Genomic DNA, 18,341 nt, shown 5'->3' on the forward strand with positions numbered 1-18,341 from the left:
GATTCCTCCAGAAGGGTTTCCCCGTTATTTAATGATTTTTTTGTTTTTCAGTTTCAAGTATCGTTGCTTAGGAGAGATAAAGAAGCTGATGAGAAAGAAACTGGCAGATGTGAGCACGATGCTGGATCCTGCTGCGAGATTGAAGCTATAGCCGATAAAGAGTCCCAAAACAGAAGCGGTTGCCCCTAGGGTTGATGAAAGGAAAATCATGCTCTTTAGGCTATTAGCATAAAGGTAAGCCGTCGCAGCTGGGGTGATCAACATGGCCACGATAAGAATGGTTCCAACACTTTGCATGGCAGTGACTGACACAAGGGTCAAGAGCACCATGAGCAGATAGTGGTAGAAATTGACGGGCATTCCCATGGCTTTAGCCAAAAGCTCGTCAAAGGATGTAATCAATAGTTGTTTAAAGAAAATCCCAATAATCAAGAGAATCAATGCCCCCACACCAATGGTGATCCACATGTCCGTATCTTGGACAGCGAGGATATTCCCAAAAAGGATATGGAAGAGGTCTGTCGAACTCTTGGCAACACTAATCAAGATGACACCTAAGGCTAAGAAAGATGAAAAGGTAATACCAATGGCAGTGTCACTCTTGATGATAGAGTTTCCCTTGATGTAGGTAATGATGATGGAAGCCATCAAACCAAAGATGATTGCTCCAATAAAGAAATCAATTCCCAGGATAAAGGAAAGGGCTACGCCAGGCAAAACTGCGTGAGAGATGGCATCTCCCATGAGAGACATTCCACGCAGGATGATAAAACATCCCACAGCTCCAGCAACGACTCCAATGACAATAGCTGTGATCAAGGCGTTTTGTAGGAAATGGAAATGTTGCAATCCATCGATAAATTCTGCTATCATAGGTCACCTCCATTGAAAAAGAGTTTGCTACCGTAGGCCTTTTTGAGATTGGCCTCGGTAAAGGTTTCTTCGGTCGGACCAAGGTCTATTAATTCTCGATTGAGAAGCAAAACTTGGTCGAAATAATGGGGGACTTTGCTGAGGTCATGATGGACGATGAGAACTGTTTTACCAGCTTTTTTAAGATCTCTCAGTGTATTCATGATAATCTCTTCACTAACCGAGTCAATCCCGACAAATGGCTCATCTAGAAAGATGTAGTCTGCTTCCTGCACTAAGCAACGGGCAATCAACACACGTTGGAATTGTCCTCCTGAGAGCTGGCTGATTTGGCGATCAGCATAGTCTGAAAGTCCAACGATTTCAAGTGCATCTGCCACTTTTTTCCAGTGGCTGGCTTTTAAGGTGTGAAAGAGCGGTATGGATGGATAGAGTCCCAGAGAGACGCATTCCTTGACCTTGATAGGGAAATTGTAGTCGATATGGATTTTTTGCTCGACATAGGCAACTCGATGTAAAGATTTCTTGACTTCTTTGTCGTCGAGAAAGGCCTGACCTTCATGTGGGATAATTCCCAACATACCTTTTAATAAAGTTGATTTTCCAGCACCGTTTGGACCAATAATTCCGGTAATAGTTGGTCCTTGGAGCACTAGTGAAATATCTTTTAGTGCCAACGTTTCTTTGTAGGAGACACTGAGGTTTTCGATACGTATCATACAGTTGTTTTCCTCCTGTCTTTTAATATACATTAAAAAAAAAATTAAGTCAAGTTAATTTTTGAAAAATTTAAAATAATAACTGAAAAATGAAGAAAAAAGAGAAACCATTTTTAATTGCATTCTCCTGTGTTTTTTGCTAAGCTAAGAATAAGTGAAAATATGAAAGCGAGAACAAGATGACACGTTATCAAGACGATTTTTATGATGCAATCAATGGCGAATGGGAAAAAACAGCTGTGATTCCAGCTGATAAATCTCGAACTGGTGGTTTTATTGACCTTGATGAGGAAATTGAAGAGTTGATGTTGGCAACCACAGAAAAGTGGTTGGCAGGCGAAGAGATTCCAGAGGACGCTATCCTCTCAAATTTTATCAAGTACCATCGTATGGTACGTGATTTTGATAAGAGGGAAGCTGATGGGGTTAAGCCCGTCCTTCCTCTACTCAAGGAATACCAAGATCTGGAGAGTTTTGCAGATTTTACTAGCAAACTGGCAGAATTTGAACTAGCTGGTAAGCCAAACTTCCTTCCATTTGGTGTATCACCTGATTTTATGGATGCCAGAACCAATGTTCTCTGGGCAAGTGCACCAGGAACAATCTTGCCAGATACAACCTACTACGCTGAAGACCATCCTCAGCGTGAGGAACTCTTGACTCTTTGGAAGGAAAGTAGTGCAAATCTTCTCAAAGCCTATGATTTTTCAGATGAGGAAATCGAAAACTTACTAGAGAAACGATTGGAATTGGACCGTCGTATCGCAGCAGTGGTTCTTTCAAACGAAGAAAGTTCAGAATATGCCAAACTCTACCATCCATACGCTTATAAAGATTTCAAAAAGTTTGCCCCTGCCCTACCTTTGGATGACTTCTTCCAAGCAGTTCTTGGACAAACTCCAGATAAGGTTATCGTAGACGAGGAACGTTTCTGGCAAGCAGCAGATCAGTTTTATAGTGAAGAAGCTTGGCCTTTGCTTAAGGCAACCTTGATATTAGCTGTGGTGAATCTTTCAACCAGCTATCTCACAGATGAGATTCGTGTCCTATCAGGTGCCTATGGTCGCGCCCTATCAGGTGTGCCAGAAGCACAGGACAAGGTCAAGGCAGCTTATCACTTGGCCCAAGGTCCTTTCAAGCAAGCTCTTGGTCTTTGGTATGCGCATGAAAAATTCTCTCCAGAAGCTAAGGCTGATGTGGAGAAAAAAGTGGCGACTATGATTGACGTTTATAAGGAACGTTTGGCTAAGAACGACTGGCTCACGCCTGAAACTCGTGACAAGGCCATTGTCAAACTTAATGTCATCAAGCCTTATATCGGTTATCCAGAGGAATTGCCAGAACGCTACAAGGACAAAGTAGTGGACGAAACTGCCAGTCTCTTTGAAAATGCTCTAGCCTTTGCGCGTGTGGAAATCAAGCACAGCTGGAGCAAGTGGAACCAGCCTGTTGATTACAAGGAATGGGGCATGCCAGCTCATATGGTCAATGCCTACTACAATCCTCAGAAGAACTTGATTGTCTTCCCAGCTGCCATTTTACAGGCTCCATTCTATGATTTGCATCAGTCGTCTTCTGCTAACTACGGTGGTATTGGTGCTGTTATTGCCCATGAGATTTCTCATGCCTTTGATACAAATGGTGCTTCCTTTGATGAAAATGGTAGTCTCAAAGACTGGTGGACTGAGAATGACTATGCTGCTTTCAAAGAAAAAACTCAGAAAGTTATCGACCAGTTTGATGGGCAAGAGTCTTACGGTGCCACTATCAATGGGAAACTGACCGTATCCGAAAACGTTGCCGACCTAGGAGGAATTGCTGCAGCCCTTGAAGCTGCCAAGAGAGAAGCAGACTTCTCTGCTGAAGAATTCTTCCACAACTTTGCTCGTATCTGGCGGATGAAAGGCCGTCCGGAGTTGATGAAACTCATGGCCAGTGTCGATGTGCACGCGCCAGCTAAGCTCCGTGTCAATGTCCAAGTGCCAAACTTTGATGACTTCTTTACAACCTATGATGTCAAAGAAGGCGATGGTATGTGGCGTTCACCAGAGGACCGTGTGATTATTTGGTAAGACAAAAACCAAGGAAATTATCCTTGGTTTTTTGTTTGCTAGAAAAAGGGATTAAAGGTCTTTTCGTGAGCGATAGTCGTAGCTGGACCATGTCCAGGATAGACATCGTAGTTAGGAAGAGTGAAGAGTTGCGTCTGAATGCTATGGAGGAGTTGTTCCGTGCTACCTGTAGGAAGGTCTGTCCGACCGATGGTTTCTCGGAATAGGGCATCTCCGGTCAAGACTAGATGAGCATCAGGAAAGACGAGGGAAACGCCGCCGATAGAGTGCCCTGGGGTTGGTAGAACTGTAAAACGAAATTCCTCAAGCTGGTATTCTTCATGAAAGACAAAGGTGTGCTCTGCTGGTTTTGCGACCACATCTGCCATATCATCATGACGAGGGAGACCAGAGAGATTATCGACTGGAGTGTAAAGCCAGCTAGCTTCGCTCTCTGCTACATAAACTGGAGGATTTCCAAAAGTTTCGCGAACCAAGTCCAGACTCATAATATGGTCGTAGTGGGTGTGGGTCAGGAGAATCGCGCAGACTGGTTTGTTGATTTTCTCGATAGTCTTGCGAATAGCTTCCCAATGGCTACCAGGGTCGACCACAATCAGGTGCTGGTCTCCTTCTATGTAGTAGGTATTTTCATAGGCAACGGGATTCACGGTTTTATGGATTTTCATAAATCTTCCTCTCTCAAAGAATGTACTAAACTAAGTATAGCATAGAAGAGAATACTTAGGGTATCAGAAAGTCTTTTTCGTGCCTTAACGATTCTTCCAAGCTTGGTAACGGGTATCAATCAAGAGTTGGGTTAGTCGTCCCATGGTTTCTCTTTCTTCGGGAGTGAGGGATTGAGCTTGGACAAAGAGATGGTGAACGTGTTCAATGACCTTGAAGGAAGAGAGGTCGTTGATAGAGGAGATGCCTGCATCAAGAATGATTCCAAAAAAGAGGTCAAAGTAGAGCTGCAGTTCAGTATCAGGGACCGTCTCAACCCATTCCTTGAAGGTTGTATCGACTTGCTGGCTGTCACTATTGGTCTCGTCCAGTTGGACAAAGTGTTTGTCTTCAACCTGCCAACTAAAGGTGTCGTGCTGAGCAAGGCCACCTAAGGCGGTGCTTCGAACGACGATTTTTTTATCCGGAATTTCCAGCATCATCCCGATGATAGACCCTTGTGGGATAAATACTTTCGTTCTTTCCATCATGTTTTGATAGCCAGGTGTTTCGGTTAGTTCCTTGTGAAGCCCAGGGGCATCAAAAGTATAGACAGCGACAATGTTTTTCTGCAAGTTTGGATCAAGTTGACTGGCAGCATAGACAGCTAGATTGCCCCCTTTTGAATGTCCTGCTAGAATAACCTTTTGATTAGGATGTTGAGCAAAAAAGTCCTCTAAATACTGGAGGGCATGTTTTTGAGCTGGGATTTCTTTCATATAGGTCATATGGAAATCTTCTTTCCAACCGATGATACTATCATCCGTCCCACGAAAAACAAGCAAAAAAGTATCGAGACTGATACGATAAGTCATAGCCGCAAACTGTTTTTGCAATTCAGCATCGATATCATTGATAAAGTTTGAGAGCTTGCAATTTTTAAAGCGTTTGTGTTGAGCGAGCTGATCTAACAACTGGAGACGGTTCTTATTGGTCAGCATAGTCATCTCTCTAGGGATTTGAGATGCAAGATCTATGAGACGCTGTGGTTCTTGGGTAACTACATCATCAAAAGCAAGGTAGGTTAATTCGGTCAAGGCAAGAACGTCTAACTCATTCACGGGGTGATCATAAAAGGAATCGTATGCTACATCATTCAGGTAGTCGAAAATATTGGCCATAAAAGCTCCTTTCTCTATGTTTATCCTACCACATTTACATAGAATTCGCTAGTGGGCTTGTTCGAATGACCTAGTAGGGTTGGATTGAAATACATAGAAAATAGATTGCTCCTATTTCAAACCTCTAAACGAGCTTACTTGTATGTTTTTGCTATCAATCCCATTTTCCTTTAAAAAATTCTTCATCTCATTTACATCATCAGGCTGACCTGTGATGAGATAGCTGGCTTGATTGCCGTATTCATCAATAGCACGTTTTAAAAATTCTTGACTTTGAGAAAGTTCATCGCTAGTTTTATAAGTAAAATTCGGTGTTTTTTGAGCCAGTTCTTTCATCTCATTATCGAAAATAGTAACTCCTTTGTCAAAATGGTTGAGAATAATTGGAGCTTTACCAGACCATTCTTTGATAAGGGGGCGTAGAGCAGAAATACCAACATCAGATGCAAAGCAAACTAGTGGCTGATTCGTATCTTTAACAGTCAAAGAGGAATCCAGCCAACTCATCTCAATCTCACTGCCAGCCGGTAAATGTGTCAATGTGTTCTTAAAGTTACTACCACTATTATGCGTTAAAATGAGAATTTCATCTTCATCAGGTGTGGAGGCAATGGTTAGCCATCGACTGGTCTGCTCACCCTTAGCTTCGTTTTTCCTAGAAGCGGACGACGTATCAGGGAGTGTAAACTTAGCATAAGCCCCCGCTTTCCAGGTCTGATGACTCGGCTTTGTGATATGAATTAAATACAAATCTCCGCTGGGGTTTTCGATGGATTTTATCGATAATGTCTGACTTCGTCCAAGATAGGCGATGGCACCCCAAGTTATAAGGGCTAGCAATCCAAGTGTTGATAGAATGATAATAAACATTTTTTTACCTCTTTTCATTTTTTATGACTCCTGTTCTTAATTTTATGAATGAACTATAAAAAAATTCATTCATATCTTTTCAAAAAATAAAGAAAACCATTTTCTTTATTTTAGAACTCCTTTTATGAAGTTGGTTGCAAGTATTTCAACAGTTTTGCCAATATCTGGAAAATCTTTTTCCGTGATATGCATATCCATATAGTAAAACAAATTATAAACCTGTAAAATATCTTGAATCTTTTCTGGCGAGTACCCTTCATCCTGCATACGATTTGTAAAAGTTTAAACTAGAAACTGATGAAAAGGATTTGCGACTTTGCCTTCTTCCGAGGAATAGTAGCTATGCAAGTCATCGGCTATGGCAGGATTGTACCATTCTGCAAGGATTTTATTGGAAGAAACGAGAGTTCTGGAATGAGAAAATAGTTGACCAATGAGGTCGACCATGTCAATTTCCCAACCCAGTTCTTCGATCATAGCTTGGCGAACACGGTTGTTTTCATCTATATAGATGTCTAGAAAAATGGCTTCTTTACTCTCGTAATAGTTATAAAAAGAACCAACTGCAACACCAGCTTGCCTAGCAATTTCTGAAATACCTGTTGCCTTGTAACCTTTTTTCGAAAAAACTTCATAGGCTGCTGTCTTTAAAGATTGTTTTTTGTCCAATAGGATTTAACCTCCTTTGTTTTATGAATGAATGAATAAAGTTATATGTTCATTCATATTCTAACAAATCATGGCTAGCTTGTCAATAAGAAGGCTAGATCTATTAAATAAGTTAAAGAAACGCTAACTAAATGAGCACAAAAAGGAAAATATAGGATAAGGCTGGAACTATAATTAAAAATAAGGTATGATATCAGTGGGAATGTTCTCTATTTAGCATCTGTTTTCTGATCTGAATTTGGGGAATAGGCTGCTAAACAGTATGAGATACTGATCCGTAAATCTGATATGAAGGGTTTTGATACTTTGAGAAATAGCAAAGGAGGAGCGCATGCACAAGATTTTACTAGTAGAAGATGACCAAGTTATTCGGCAACAAGTGGGGAAACTGCTCTCTGAGTGGGGCTTTGAGGTCGTTTTGGTAGAAGATTTTATGGAAGTATTGAGCCTTTTTGTTCAGTCAGAACCTCATTTGGTCCTCATGGATATTGGTTTGCCACTCTTTAATGGTTACCACTGGTGCCAGGAGATTCGTAAAATTTCCAAGGTGCCCATCATGTTTCTGTCTTCGAGAGACCAGGCGATGGATATTGTCATGGCGATCAATATGGGAGCGGATGACTTTGTGACCAAGCCTTTTGACCAGCAGGTGCTCCTTGCCAAGGTTCAGGGCTTGTTGCGTCGTTCCTATGAGTTTGGCCGTGATGAAAGTCTGCTGGAGTATGCGGGTGTGATCCTCAATACCAAGTCTATGGACCTGCACTATCAGGGGGAAGTATTGAGTTTGACCAAGAATGAATTTCAAATTTTGCGGGTCTTGTTTGAACATGCTGGCAATATCGTGGCGCGTGATGACCTGATGCGAGAGCTCTGGAACAGCGACTTTTTCATCGATGACAATACCTTGTCTGTCAATGTTGCTCGTTTGCGTAAAAAGTTGGAGGAGCAAGGATTGGCAGGATTTATCGAAACCAAGAAAGGGATAGGATACGGACTGAAACATGCTTGATTGGAAATCATTTTTTCTAGCCTATCTGCGTTCTCGCAGTCGTCTTTTTGTCTATATTTTTTCATTAGGCTTTCTCGTCCTTCTCTTTCAGTTTTTATTTGCTAGTCTAGGGACCTATTTTCTTTACTTCTTTCTGCTCAGTGGCTTTTTGACCTTCTTATTTTTGGCTTGGGATATTTTTGCAGAAGCTCGGGTTTACCGGCAGGAAGTACTCTATGCTGAGAGAGACCCCAAGTCTCCTCTGGAATGTGCGCTAGCAGAAAAACTCGAAGAGCGTGAGTCTGAATTGTATCAAAAGAAGTCGGAAGCACAGAGCAAGCTTACGGATTTACTGGACTACTACACCTTGTGGGTTCATCAGATCAAGACCCCCATTGCGGCTAGTCAACTATTAGTGGCAGAAGTCTCTGATCGTGAGGTCAAGCAGCAACTGGAACAGGAAATCTTTAAGATTGACTCCTATACCAATCTGGTGTTGCAGTATCTTCGTTTGGAAAGCTTCCATGATGACTTGGTATTTGAAAAGGTTCAAGTTGAGGATCTGGTGAAGGAAGTGGTTCGCAAGTATGCCCTTTTCTTTATCCAAAAAGGACTGGCGCTCAATCTCTATGACCTTGACAAAATCATCGTGACCGATAAGAAGTGGCTGTTGGTCGTCATTGAACAAATCCTTTCAAACAGCCTCAAATACACCAAGGAAGGTGGGCTAGAGATTTATATGGAAGGTCAGGAGCTCTGTATCAAGGATACGGGAATCGGGATTAAAAACAGCGATGTTCTCCGAGTCTTTGAACGTGGCTTTTCGGGCTATAATGGTCGTCTAACCCAGCAGTCATCTGGACTTGGCCTCTACCTATCCAAGAAAATTTCTGAAGAACTGGGCCACGAGATTCGTATCGAGTCTGAGGTTGGAAAAGGAACAACCGTTCGCATCAAGTTTTCCAATAGGAATCTGATGATTGAGTGAGCATAGTTGATGATAACCTTATCCATCTGTGGAATTTTTGTTCTAGTCTATATCTCTATTTTCATGATAACGTCTAGAAGCTACCGTAAGATTGTCCAGATGTAAAAAATGTTACACTAGGAAACGACTAGAATATAGTCAAAAAATAAAAGAGATAAAAATGAAAGAAAGTTATTTTGACGGAGGAATCATAGATTATATTGGATGCTCCATCTTAGTAGCCATAATTTTCGGGCTTACCTTGGGGATCGCAACACCTTGGGCGATTTGCATGATGCAAAATTGAAAACCAACCACACAGTAGTGGATGGGCAACGTCTATACTTTGACGGAACTGGAGCACAACTGTTCGGTAACTGGATCAAGTGGTTTCTGCTAACCATCATCACGTTTGGAATCTATGGCTTCTGGTTGCAAATCAAAATGAAGCAATGGATTGTCGAACACACCAATCATATTTAAAGATTAAAACGGCATCTTCTTTCAGAGGAGATACCGTTTTTTTCTTTTTCGTATAAGGAAACAAAAATTTCTTCCTTTCTCTATCTGTTCAATTGATAGATTTCGTTGGAGAAAGACTGTAAAATTTTTGATATAATGTTAAGGATAGACTGACGGATGCTTAAAGGATAATTTTCAAAAACATAACAGGTGAGAATTAAAAATATGTAAGATTGGACAGAAGTCCCTCTACCATCATCCATGCAGAAACAAGAGTATATGAAATAAAAGGAGTAACCAATGTCCAGAAACTATTCAACACGTGAATTCCGCGAGAAACTATATGATGACCTTCATGTTCGATTAAGAGATACAGTGATTTTGATGTGTGCGATTTTTATTGCCTCTATAGGTCTAAATATGAATTCAACAGCGGTCATTATTGGAGCCATGCTGATTTCCCCTCTTATGACACCGATTGTTGGACTGGGTTTTGGTTTAGCTATTTTTGATACCCGTTTAATCAAACAATCTCTAGGGGTTTTATTTACTCAAGTATTGGTCAGCTTGCTTGTCTCGGCTCTGTATTTCTGGATTTCTCCCTTATCTTATGAAAGTAGCGAATTGATTGCACGAACCTCTCCAACCATTTGGGATGTTCTCATAGCTATTGCTGGTGGGATAGCAGGTGTAATTGGGTCAAGGAAAAAAGAAGCAAACAATATTGTTCCAGGAGTAGCTATTGCAACAGCTCTGATGCCACCTATCTGTACTGCAGGTTATGGTTTAGCTAATGGAAATGTACGATTTTTATTTGGGGCTCTCTATCTTTTCTTGATCAACTGTGTCTTCATCATGTTAACAAACATTGTTGGAACAAGAATTTTGATGAGGAAATCTCCCTTAAGTTCATTTAAAGAGCTAAACATTAAAATGAAAATTGGCTTGACATCCTTGATTGTATTATTGGTTCTTCCAGCCAGTTATTCAGCAGTCACTCTGACGATAGATCAAGCGCGAAAAGAAGGAATTAAACAGTTTGTAGGAAAAGAGTTCGCCAATCATACGGTCATTAATCAAGTCTACAAGTCAAGAAACAATGAATTGGTCTTGACGGTTGTTGGAGATCCGATTTCAGACGAAGAATTAGAAGCGCTCCATCAAAAACAAGCCTCTTACGGTATTCAATCTGTTCAATTGAAAGTCAATCAAGTTCATAATTCGACAAAATTAGACAGTGATACGACCAAGGAATTTTATGAAACCATTAACAAGTATATCGATCAAAAACTCTCTGAAAAGGATTCACAAAAAGAGCTCGTAAAAGAAAATGAAGCAGATAAGGATTGAGGATATTGACCTTATCTAACTCATGAAAGCAAATCTTGTGTGGTGGTTTGACCAATCACTACTAGCTCAGATTAAATAAAATATAAAAAGCAACAGCTGAAATAGTTGTTGCTTTTTCTGGCTCTGAAAAATGTTTCTCAGACTGTGATTGTTTTATTTCTCAACGCGTGATTTGTTGGCGATATCAGCCAGGATAGATTCAACAAAGTCATCAACTGAGACAGTATGTGTTTCTTTTTGGCCGTAGCGGCGAACGTTGACTGTTTTGTCTTCCATTTCCTTGTCCCCAACGATCAATTGGTAAGGAATCTTGCTGGTTTGAGAAGCACGGATCTTGAACTGCATTTTTTCATTGCGCTCATCTACGTCTGCACGAACACCACGGTCACGGAGTTTCTTGGCTACTTCCCATGCGTAGTCTACATGTTTTTCGTTAGATACTGGGATAAGGGTCACTTGATGTGGTGCAAGCCATGTTGGGAAGGCACCCTTGTAGTTTTCAATCAAGATAGCTGTGAAGCGTTCCATAGTTGAAATAACTCCACGGTGAATCATAACTGGACGGTGTTCTTCACCGTCAGCTCCGATGTATTTGAGGTCGAAACGTTCTGGAAGCAAGAAGTCGAGCTGGATAGTAGAAAGGGTTTCTTCTTTACCGAGGGCAGTTTTAACCTGGATATCCAATTTTGGTCCGTAGAAGGCTGCTTCACCTTCAGCTTCAAAGTAGTCCAGTTCCATATCATCCATAGCTGCTTTCAACATGCGTTGTGCATTTTCCCACATCTCATCGTTGTCAAAGTATTTATGTTTATCTTCTGGGTCACGATAAGACAAGCGGAAACGGTAATCTGTCAAATTAAAGTCTTCATACACGTCGATAATCAATTGAAGAATTTTCTTGAATTCTTCCTCAATTTGTTCTGGAGCTACAAAAGTATGACCATCATTTAGGGACATTTCACGTACACGTTGAAGGCCTGTAAGGGCGCCAGATTTTTCATATCGGTGCATCATGCCAATCTCAGCGATACGGATTGGTAATTCACGGTATGAGTGTACATGGTGTTTATAAACTTCGATATGGTGAGGACAGTTCATTGGGCGGAGGACAAACTCTTCACCGTCCCCCATGTCCATAGTTGGGAACATATCTTCACGGTAGTGATCCCAGTGACCAGAAGTTTTATAGAGTTCCACTGAGGCAATTGGTGGAGTGTAAACATGTTGGTAGCCTGCAGTGATTTCCTTGTCGACAATGTAGCGTTCCAATTCACGACGGATAGTGGCACCGTTTGGTAACCAGAATGGTAAACCTTGTCCGACTTCTTGTGAAATCATGAAGAGGTCAAGCTCTTTACCGAGTTTACGGTGGTCACGTTCCTTGGCTTCTTCACGCATTTGAAGGTAGTTCTTCAAGTCTTTCTTGTCAAACCAAGCTGTACCGTAGATTCGTTGCATCATTGCGTTGTCGCTATTTCCACGCCAGTAGGCACCAGCTACGTTGAGCAGGTGGAAGATTTGGATACGACCTGTTGATGGGACGTGCGGACCACGGCAGAGGTCTACGTATTCGCCCTGACGGTAGATAGTCAACCCACCCTCGTCTTCTGAGTGTTCTTCGATCAATTCCAACTTGTAAGGGTCGTTCTTGAAGATTTCACGTGCCTCGTCTTTCGTCACTTCTTCACGGATTGATGGGAAGTTTTCTTTAACGATTTTTTTCATTTCTTCTTCGATACGAGGAAGATCTTCATTGGAGATTTGACCAGCAGTATTGTCTGTATCGTAGTAGAAGCCGTCTTCGATAGCTGGACCGACACCCAAATGAATGTCTGGGAAAAGGCGACGAGCTGCTTGGGCGAACAAGTGAGCCGCTGAGTGGCGCAAGATTGGAAGGGCATCTTCGTGATCAGGTGTCACGATTTCGATGCTTCCATCTTCAGTGATAGCACGAGTAGTGTCAATGAGTTTGCCGTTGAATTTACCAGCCAAGGCTTTTTTAGCTAGGGAATTGCTGATGCTTTGCGCAATTTCAAAAGTTGTCACGCCAGATTCGAATTCACGAACAGCGCCATCTGGGAAAGTAATCTTAATCATGGTTTTCTCCTTAAAAATTTATCATATTTAAAAACTGAGGTTGAAAAAGTAGAGAATTCGTTATTTACAAAGAATCATAACAATTGATTATCTAAACAAATGATAGTTTAACTTTCTCATTCTAAAGATAAAGAAAGCTGTAGAAATGAATAGATAGCATACTAAGGAAAGGATTAGAGACAGATATTGTTCATCAGTCATCTCACCTCTCATGTATATCCTTAGTGGATAGTTTCTTATAGCATTAACCAAATAAATACCAGCAGTTAGGCTTAGAAAATATCCTGTCAGGATGAGTTTCTTTTTCTTAAAAAACATTAAGATACCAAGAAAAGGAGCAAGAAATGGCAAAAGGGGAACAAATGCAAAAAATGAAAAGACAACAATGTACTCTAACCCCCATAGACTGAGAGTTTTCATTAGCCATACATAGACGATAAGGAAGGCACAGGGAATCACCCAAGACAGTGATTTATTCATATCAACCTCCATCTTCTTTTCTTAGCTATGTTTCATTTAACCTGGCAATATCTCTATTCTCCAAACAAAAAACGACATCCTAAAAGGACGTCGCAACGTGGTTCCACCTTCATTCATGTTCCTCAAAAAAGAGGGACACCTCTGATTGGCTTTAACGTAGCCACCGTTTTATGTTTTCATAAAAGTCAGTAGAGTAGTATCAGTTTAGGCTTTCTATGCGTTTCCAGCAACCACGCACTCTCTAGTAGAAAGGGACTAAGTGACTTGTCTCTATGCATTATTATAGCATGATTGCGAGAATTTTCAAGGTTTTTGTATAATTTTTTTATTTTTCTCTCGCTGGAAGACATGCTTGATCCCCACACCAGAAGCCATACCAAGTAGGGTAAAGATTTCGTAAGCTAGGAAATAAAGCAGAATGAATTCACCAAAGGTGATGATGGTAAAGCAATAGAGCAGACCAATACCGAGTAGCCACCAAAGTGAGAAATGAAATCGATAGCTATAAAGTAGTGATACGATAAAGGTTACTAGGGGAGAAAAGAGGAGAATGTTATAAATGTACAGTCCCTTCAGCGTATAAGAATCAGATATCAGCAGTAAAAGCAACTCATAGAGGGGCCAGTAAAAGAAGAAAATGACAAGGTAGTATGGAATATACTTAAGATATTTCCGCATGGCAATAGTCCTCCAATCTACAAAAATTGAGAGATGTTGAAGACCGCATAATCCTAGATGAAGGGGAACTCTCTACTTATATTGTAGCACGTCTATTATAGCACGTCTTGGAAGCCTTTACAAGTTAATTCAGTGAGTAGTGATAGTGCTCTTTTTGAGTGTTTTCTGCTATAATACTAACAAAAGAAGTAAGAGGAAATGAGGAGAAAGAATGACCAAAATAGCAGTTCTTTCAGACATACATGGGAATACGACAGCCCTGGAAGCTGTACTGGCTGATGCAAGAGCGGCAGAGGTAGACCAATACTGGCTTTTGGGGGATATTCTTATGCCGGGAACAGGACGTAGAAGGATATTGAATCTTTTAGCGGCTTTGCCTATTACTGTAAGAGTTCTTGGTAATTGGGAGAATAGTCTCTGGCGAGGTTTGCATCGTAGGCTAGATTTGACAAAAGCTAGTCATCGCTACCTCCTACGTCAATGCCAGTATATATTAGAAGAAATCAGCCCTGAAGAAATCGAAGACCTCCACAATCAACCCATGCAAGTTCATCGTCAGTTTGGTGATTTGATGGTGGGAATCACTCACCATCTCCCTGATAAAAACTGGGGTAGGGAGTTGATTCATATGGGAAAACAAGAAGATTTTGATAGATTAGTGACGAATCCACACGCCTCCATCGCAGTATATGGTCATATCCATCAACAGTTGCTTCGTTATGGAAGTGATGGACAGTTGATTCTTAATCCAGGGTCCATTGGACAACCCTTCTTTTTAGATGCGGGATTACGTAAGGACCTGCGGGCCCAGTATATGATCTTAGAGTTTGATGAAGCAGGTTTGGCTGATGTTGATTTTCGTCGAGTGGATTATGATGTAGAAGCTGAATTGCAGTTGGCTAAAGATTTAAAGCTCCCCTATTTCCAGGTCTATTATGAAAGTTTGGTAAATGGGATTCACCACACTCATAACCAGGAACTTCTGTATGAGATTGCTCAAAAACAGGGGCATGATATTGAGTTGGATGCATGGTTAGATAGTAGTAATGATTGACATGACATCAAAAAGGGGTATAATGAGTATGAGAAGAGAGATGATGAGAATCTCAGGTGAAAGGGGAACAAAATGCAAATTTCAAGTCGATTTACCATTGCGACCCATATGCTAATTATCATTGCTATCAAGGGCCGGGAAAGCAAGGTGACCAGTGATTTTCTCGCAGCTAGCGTTGGAGTTAATCCAGTCATTATCCGTAAGACTTTGTCGCAACTCAAAAAAGCAGGATTGATTTCAGTTGCTCGTGGGACGGGTGGTACCGAAATTATCAAAGACCTTCAAGATATTAGCCTTTTTGATGTTTATCAGGCTGTTGAATGTTTAGGAAAATCTGGTAAGCTCTTTAGTTTCCATGACAATCCCAATCCTAACTGTCCAGTAGGGGCTAATATTCATCAAGTCTTGGATCAGAAATTGCTGGATATCCAAGTAGCTATGGAAAACCAGCTTCGTCAGACGAGTCTGGCTCAGGTTGTGGCAGATGCTCAGGATAAAATGACAAAGTAAGAGGGCTAGAGTCCTCTTTTTCTATTACCATAATTATGGTAAAATAGAATCGTTAAAGGAGGAAGAAATGTATCTCGTTATAGGAATTGTATTAGCCTTTATAGTGTCATTTTGGAAGGATAATAGAAGTTTGTGGAACCCAGTATTATTCTTATTATCCCTCATTTCCAGTTATTTTTATCTATCCTATCTTTTTTATAAAAATGGACATGAGAATGTTCAGTTAGCTCTTTATGTATTTGCTTTTATTTTACTCCCCTTGCTGATTTTTCTAAGTGGCTTTTTCCTTATTTATAATGGATTTGTGTTATTGAAAAAGGAAGGGAAATCCAAGGCAAATTATTTGTCTCTAGGATTAGGTTGCGTGATTTTATTCTTTTTTGTAATCATGGCGATTCGAGTGAGCAATACCAAGGGCTTGTTCTACACCAATCATCTAGTAAATATTATCTTTTTCTTTTTGATTTATTCGTATTTGATTTTTGGTTTTGCCTTTGCAGGATTTCTGCTTTATTCTATTCTGTATCTTTTTATTCCTAAGAAAAAATATTATGATTTTATTATCATTCACGGAGCAGGTTTATTGAATGGAGAAAAAGTGACTCCCTTACTGAAGAGTCGCATTGACAAGGCAGTAGAAGCTTATCACCAGTCTCTCAACCCCAATGTTAAAATCATCGCAAGTGGTGGTCGAGGTGGGGATGAGAAGATTTCCGAAGCTCAGGCAATTTATAATTATTTGCTGGAAGAGACGGATGTTCCGAGAGAAGCCATTCTTCTAGAGGAAGACTCAACGACGACCTATGAGAATCTCCTCTTTTCAAAAGAAATGGGAGAGAAACTGGTAGCGAATCCACGTTTTCTCTTTGTGACCAATGATTACCATGTTTTTCGTACCAGTACCTATGCTCGTCGAATTGGGATGAAGGGAGATGGCCTTGGTTGTCGTACAGCTGCCTACTATATTCCTTCGGCCTTTATCAGAGAATATATTGCTCTATGTGTGAAGATGAAATGGCTTTTTATCGCCTTCTATGTTTTGTTGATTTTAGCTCTGATTTTTTCTTATAGAGGTGTTCTATGGTAATATGTGAAAAAATCTCCGTTAGGAGATTTTTTGTAAAATTCATGTAGTCATTATTGTCCGATTTTGCTCATGGCAAAATGGCCTTTAGTTGGTTCAGGATGGTTTGTAAGGTTACGATCGCTTGTTCTCCTTGTTGCGGTTGGTAGAGTAGTTGGAAATACTTGCGAATAGTTTCTTCAAATTGTTTAGGGAGGAGAGTACAATTGGTCTTTGCGTACTCCAACATTCGTTTTTCACCAGGATGGGTTTGCTCATTGAGCGCAAATAACAAGTCAAAGTAGGAAGCAAAAAATTCACTTGTACGATGATTCATACTGAGAAAATCTTGGCGTTTGATAGCTTTTTCTATTTGGTGAGAGAAGGCAGGCATGGCTTGTTCTAGCAAAAGAAGTTGCCTTTCAATGATATGCTTTTTGAGTTCCTGTGGATGGGGAATCTGGTAGGCTCTTTGGAGCGAAGCATAGTTTCCATTCGGATCGTATAGAATCTTGCTGTGGAGTAGATTATGCCACATGCAAGTTGTATAAGTATTTTGAGCTTTGTGTTGAAAAACGGTTGAGTTCAATTCTTGTTCAAACGACTCCAGCGAACGATAAATCAACTCGATTTCGATACCGTTGTTTAGTACGCAGTCATCCTCTAACTCCCAAAACTGGTTTCCAATTTCCATATAGGAGCAGTATTTACTCAAAATTTTTAGGCGAGTCGCCTCATCAATAGGAGAGTTGAGATAGACATAAACGTCATAATCAGAGTTTTGATCGTAGGCTTGTCCTGCACGAGAACCACCAAGAGCAACAGCTTCTACTTGTTCCAGTTGAGAGAATTCTTTGCAAAGTTCGTGGATCATGATTTTTCTCCTTACTTTATGGTTTTAAAGTCATTTTACCAAAAAGTAAAACGTTTGCATAGCATTGAGTTACTCTTTTTCATTTATAGCAAAAAATGTGAACCCTTGTTTTGAGTTCACATTTCGTTTTTATTCCGCGGCTTGTTGCCAACGTTTTGCTAGCTTATGAGACAAGCTAGAAATAGTAAAGTTAAAGATAAAGTAAATCAAGGCAATCAGGATATAAAGACTGAAGACCTGCTCTGGTTCGAAATAGCGTCCCATGAGAATTTGGCTAGCGCCAAAGAGTTCTTGTAGGGCGATAACAGAGTAGAGAAGACTGGTATCCTTAATCACGGTCACAAACTGAGAAATGATAGCCGGCAGCATTTTGCGGATAGCTTGTGGGAGAATGATGTAGTAGAGGATTTGGGCTGAAGTGAATCCTTGTGACATTCCTGCTTCGTACTGCCCCTTGTCCACAGCATTAAGACCACCTCGGATAATCTCAGCTAGGGCTGCTGAGGTAAAAAGGGTAAAGGCCGTAATACCTGCGAGTGTGGACTTCATCTTGAACACCAAAAAGATGGTGAAAATCCAGAGAAGGTTGGGAACGTTACGTACAAACTCGATATAAATGCTGGAGATGATCCGTAAGACAGGATTTTTCCCATTTCTCATGACGGCTAGTACTGTTCCGATAAGGGTCGAGAGGACGATAGCAATCAGAGAAATGTAGAGGGTCAAGCCAAATCCTTTAAAGATAAAGATTAGGTTATCTGGGGTCAAAACTTCTAAAATAGATTCCAT

Annotated in this window: 17 protein-coding genes and 3 pseudogenes; 9 read left to right on the top strand and 11 right to left on the bottom strand. The window is 40.7% G+C overall.

Annotation, left to right across the window (positions count from 1 at the left end; genetic code table 11):
- Positions 1-24: 24 nt before the first annotated feature.
- Entirely contained in the window at positions 25-873 is an 849-nt protein-coding gene (locus MK396_RS03085; RefSeq protein WP_061408443.1) for a metal ABC transporter permease, read from the bottom strand.
- Positions 870-1,592 (bottom strand): metal ABC transporter ATP-binding protein, encoded by a 723-nt coding sequence (locus MK396_RS03090; protein WP_268723619.1) that lies wholly within the window; start codon positions 1,590-1,592, stop codon positions 870-872. The genes MK396_RS03085 and MK396_RS03090 overlap by 4 nt, the downstream gene beginning before the upstream one ends.
- Before the next feature lie 179 nt (positions 1,593-1,771).
- Here MK396_RS03090 and MK396_RS03095 point away from each other — a divergent pair, with 179 nt between their 5' ends.
- Positions 1,772-3,664 (top strand): M13 family metallopeptidase, encoded by a 1,893-nt coding sequence (locus MK396_RS03095; protein WP_268723620.1) that lies wholly within the window; start codon positions 1,772-1,774, stop codon positions 3,662-3,664.
- Positions 3,665-3,702: 38 nt separating this feature from the next.
- Here the strand turns inward: MK396_RS03095 and MK396_RS03100 are convergent, their stop codons facing one another.
- The 4 genes and pseudogenes from MK396_RS03100 to MK396_RS03115 form a co-directional block, all read right to left on the bottom strand.
- Positions 3,703-4,332, bottom strand: a complete 630-nt coding sequence (locus tag MK396_RS03100; RefSeq protein ID WP_268723621.1) for an MBL fold metallo-hydrolase — start codon at positions 4,330-4,332, stop codon at positions 3,703-3,705.
- A gap of 84 nt (positions 4,333-4,416) precedes the next feature.
- A complete protein-coding gene (locus MK396_RS03105; RefSeq protein ID WP_268723622.1) occupies positions 4,417-5,490 on the bottom strand; it encodes a DUF2974 domain-containing protein in 1,074 nt (357 codons plus the stop codon).
- Between the two features lie 111 nt (positions 5,491-5,601).
- Entirely contained in the window at positions 5,602-6,378 is a 777-nt protein-coding gene (locus tag MK396_RS03110; protein ID WP_268723623.1) for a ferredoxin reductase, read from the bottom strand.
- An 87-nt stretch (positions 6,379-6,465) separates the two neighbouring features.
- Positions 6,466-7,035, bottom strand: a pseudogene (locus MK396_RS03115) (TetR/AcrR family transcriptional regulator).
- A gap of 325 nt (positions 7,036-7,360) precedes the next feature.
- On the opposite strand from MK396_RS03115, the gene MK396_RS03120 reads away from it, so the two are divergent.
- From MK396_RS03120 to MK396_RS03135, 5 genes and pseudogenes are all read left to right on the top strand, one after another.
- On the top strand, positions 7,361-8,038 hold the full coding sequence (locus tag MK396_RS03120) for a response regulator transcription factor (protein WP_000548981.1): 678 nt from the start codon (positions 7,361-7,363) through the stop codon (positions 8,036-8,038).
- The gene (locus MK396_RS03125) at positions 8,031-9,005 is read left to right on the top strand and encodes a sensor histidine kinase (RefSeq protein WP_254725077.1); all 975 of its coding nucleotides are present in this window, start codon (positions 8,031-8,033) and stop codon (positions 9,003-9,005) included. Before MK396_RS03120 ends, MK396_RS03125 begins: the two co-directional genes overlap by 8 nt.
- A 6-nt stretch (positions 9,006-9,011) precedes the next feature.
- A pseudogene (locus MK396_RS10000) lies at positions 9,012-9,110 on the top strand (peptide ABC transporter); the annotation flags it as partial.
- Positions 9,111-9,165: 55 nt separating this feature from the next.
- A pseudogene (locus tag MK396_RS03130) lies at positions 9,166-9,467 on the top strand (DUF898 family protein).
- A 279-nt stretch (positions 9,468-9,746) separates the two neighbouring features.
- Entirely contained in the window at positions 9,747-10,796 is a 1,050-nt protein-coding gene (locus tag MK396_RS03135; RefSeq protein ID WP_268723624.1) for a DUF389 domain-containing protein, read from the top strand.
- Between the two features lie 153 nt (positions 10,797-10,949).
- Here the strand turns inward: MK396_RS03135 and thrS are convergent, their stop codons facing one another.
- From thrS to MK396_RS03155, 3 genes are all read right to left on the bottom strand, one after another.
- Positions 10,950-12,893 (bottom strand): threonine--tRNA ligase, encoded by a 1,944-nt coding sequence (gene thrS / locus MK396_RS03140; protein WP_268723625.1) that lies wholly within the window; start codon positions 12,891-12,893, stop codon positions 10,950-10,952.
- A gap of 87 nt (positions 12,894-12,980) precedes the next feature.
- On the bottom strand, positions 12,981-13,373 hold the full coding sequence (locus tag MK396_RS03145) for a hypothetical protein (protein ID WP_268723626.1): 393 nt from the start codon (positions 13,371-13,373) through the stop codon (positions 12,981-12,983).
- 303 nt (positions 13,374-13,676) lie between these two features.
- A complete protein-coding gene (locus tag MK396_RS03155) occupies positions 13,677-14,051 on the bottom strand; it encodes a hypothetical protein (protein ID WP_268723627.1) in 375 nt (124 codons plus the stop codon).
- 211 nt (positions 14,052-14,262) lie between these two features.
- Between MK396_RS03155 and MK396_RS03160 the strand changes: the two genes are divergently transcribed.
- The 3 genes from MK396_RS03160 (at position 14,263) to MK396_RS03170 (ending at position 16,702) form a co-directional block, all read left to right on the top strand.
- The gene (locus tag MK396_RS03160) at positions 14,263-15,105 is read left to right on the top strand and encodes a metallophosphoesterase family protein (protein WP_268723628.1); all 843 of its coding nucleotides are present in this window, start codon (positions 14,263-14,265) and stop codon (positions 15,103-15,105) included.
- Positions 15,106-15,177: 72 nt separating this feature from the next.
- On the top strand, positions 15,178-15,615 hold the full coding sequence (locus tag MK396_RS03165) for an Rrf2 family transcriptional regulator (protein ID WP_268723629.1): 438 nt from the start codon (positions 15,178-15,180) through the stop codon (positions 15,613-15,615).
- A 67-nt stretch (positions 15,616-15,682) separates the two neighbouring features.
- Positions 15,683-16,702, top strand: coding sequence for a YdcF family protein (locus MK396_RS03170; protein WP_268723630.1), 1,020 nt, complete (start codon positions 15,683-15,685; stop codon positions 16,700-16,702).
- A 67-nt stretch (positions 16,703-16,769) separates the two neighbouring features.
- Here the strand turns inward: MK396_RS03170 and MK396_RS03175 are convergent, their stop codons facing one another.
- Positions 16,770-17,552, bottom strand: coding sequence for a DUF4037 domain-containing protein (locus tag MK396_RS03175; RefSeq protein WP_268723631.1), 783 nt, complete (start codon positions 17,550-17,552; stop codon positions 16,770-16,772).
- Positions 17,553-17,681: 129 nt separating this feature from the next.
- On the bottom strand, positions 17,682-18,341 hold the full coding sequence (locus MK396_RS03180; protein WP_268723632.1) for an amino acid ABC transporter permease: 660 nt from the start codon (positions 18,339-18,341) through the stop codon (positions 17,682-17,684).

This window comes from Streptococcus oralis (assembly GCF_026782235.1).
GTDB classification, from domain to species: domain Bacteria; phylum Bacillota; class Bacilli; order Lactobacillales; family Streptococcaceae; genus Streptococcus; species Streptococcus oralis_CC.

Bases quoted from the DNA above. Each gene is read 5' to 3' on its own strand.
- MK396_RS03085 (WP_061408443.1), bottom strand. From the start codon at position 873: ATGATAGCAGAATTTATCGATGGATTGCAACATTTCCATTTCCTACAA.
- MK396_RS03090 (WP_268723619.1), bottom strand. From the start codon at position 1,592: ATGATACGTATCGAAAACCTCAGTGTCTCCTACAAAGAAACGTTGGCA.
- MK396_RS03095 (WP_268723620.1), top strand. From the start codon at position 1,772: ATGACACGTTATCAAGACGATTTTTATGATGCAATCAATGGCGAATGG.
- MK396_RS03100 (WP_268723621.1), bottom strand. From the start codon at position 4,332: ATGAAAATCCATAAAACCGTGAATCCCGTTGCCTATGAAAATACCTAC.
- MK396_RS03105 (WP_268723622.1), bottom strand. From the start codon at position 5,490: ATGGCCAATATTTTCGACTACCTGAATGATGTAGCATACGATTCCTTT.
- MK396_RS03110 (WP_268723623.1), bottom strand. From the start codon at position 6,378: ATGAAAAGAGGTAAAAAAATGTTTATTATCATTCTATCAACACTTGGA.
- MK396_RS03120 (WP_000548981.1), top strand. From the start codon at position 7,361: ATGCACAAGATTTTACTAGTAGAAGATGACCAAGTTATTCGGCAACAA.
- MK396_RS03125 (WP_254725077.1), top strand. From the start codon at position 8,031: ATGCTTGATTGGAAATCATTTTTTCTAGCCTATCTGCGTTCTCGCAGT.
- MK396_RS03135 (WP_268723624.1), top strand. From the start codon at position 9,747: ATGTCCAGAAACTATTCAACACGTGAATTCCGCGAGAAACTATATGAT.
- thrS (WP_268723625.1), bottom strand. From the start codon at position 12,893: ATGATTAAGATTACTTTCCCAGATGGCGCTGTTCGTGAATTCGAATCT.
- MK396_RS03145 (WP_268723626.1), bottom strand. From the start codon at position 13,373: ATGAATAAATCACTGTCTTGGGTGATTCCCTGTGCCTTCCTTATCGTC.
- MK396_RS03155 (WP_268723627.1), bottom strand. From the start codon at position 14,051: ATGCGGAAATATCTTAAGTATATTCCATACTACCTTGTCATTTTCTTC.
- MK396_RS03160 (WP_268723628.1), top strand. From the start codon at position 14,263: ATGACCAAAATAGCAGTTCTTTCAGACATACATGGGAATACGACAGCC.
- MK396_RS03165 (WP_268723629.1), top strand. From the start codon at position 15,178: ATGCAAATTTCAAGTCGATTTACCATTGCGACCCATATGCTAATTATC.
- MK396_RS03170 (WP_268723630.1), top strand. From the start codon at position 15,683: ATGTATCTCGTTATAGGAATTGTATTAGCCTTTATAGTGTCATTTTGG.
- MK396_RS03175 (WP_268723631.1), bottom strand. From the start codon at position 17,552: ATGATCCACGAACTTTGCAAAGAATTCTCTCAACTGGAACAAGTAGAA.
- MK396_RS03180 (WP_268723632.1), bottom strand. From the start codon at position 18,341: ATGGAATCTATTTTAGAAGTTTTGACCCCAGATAACCTAATCTTTATC.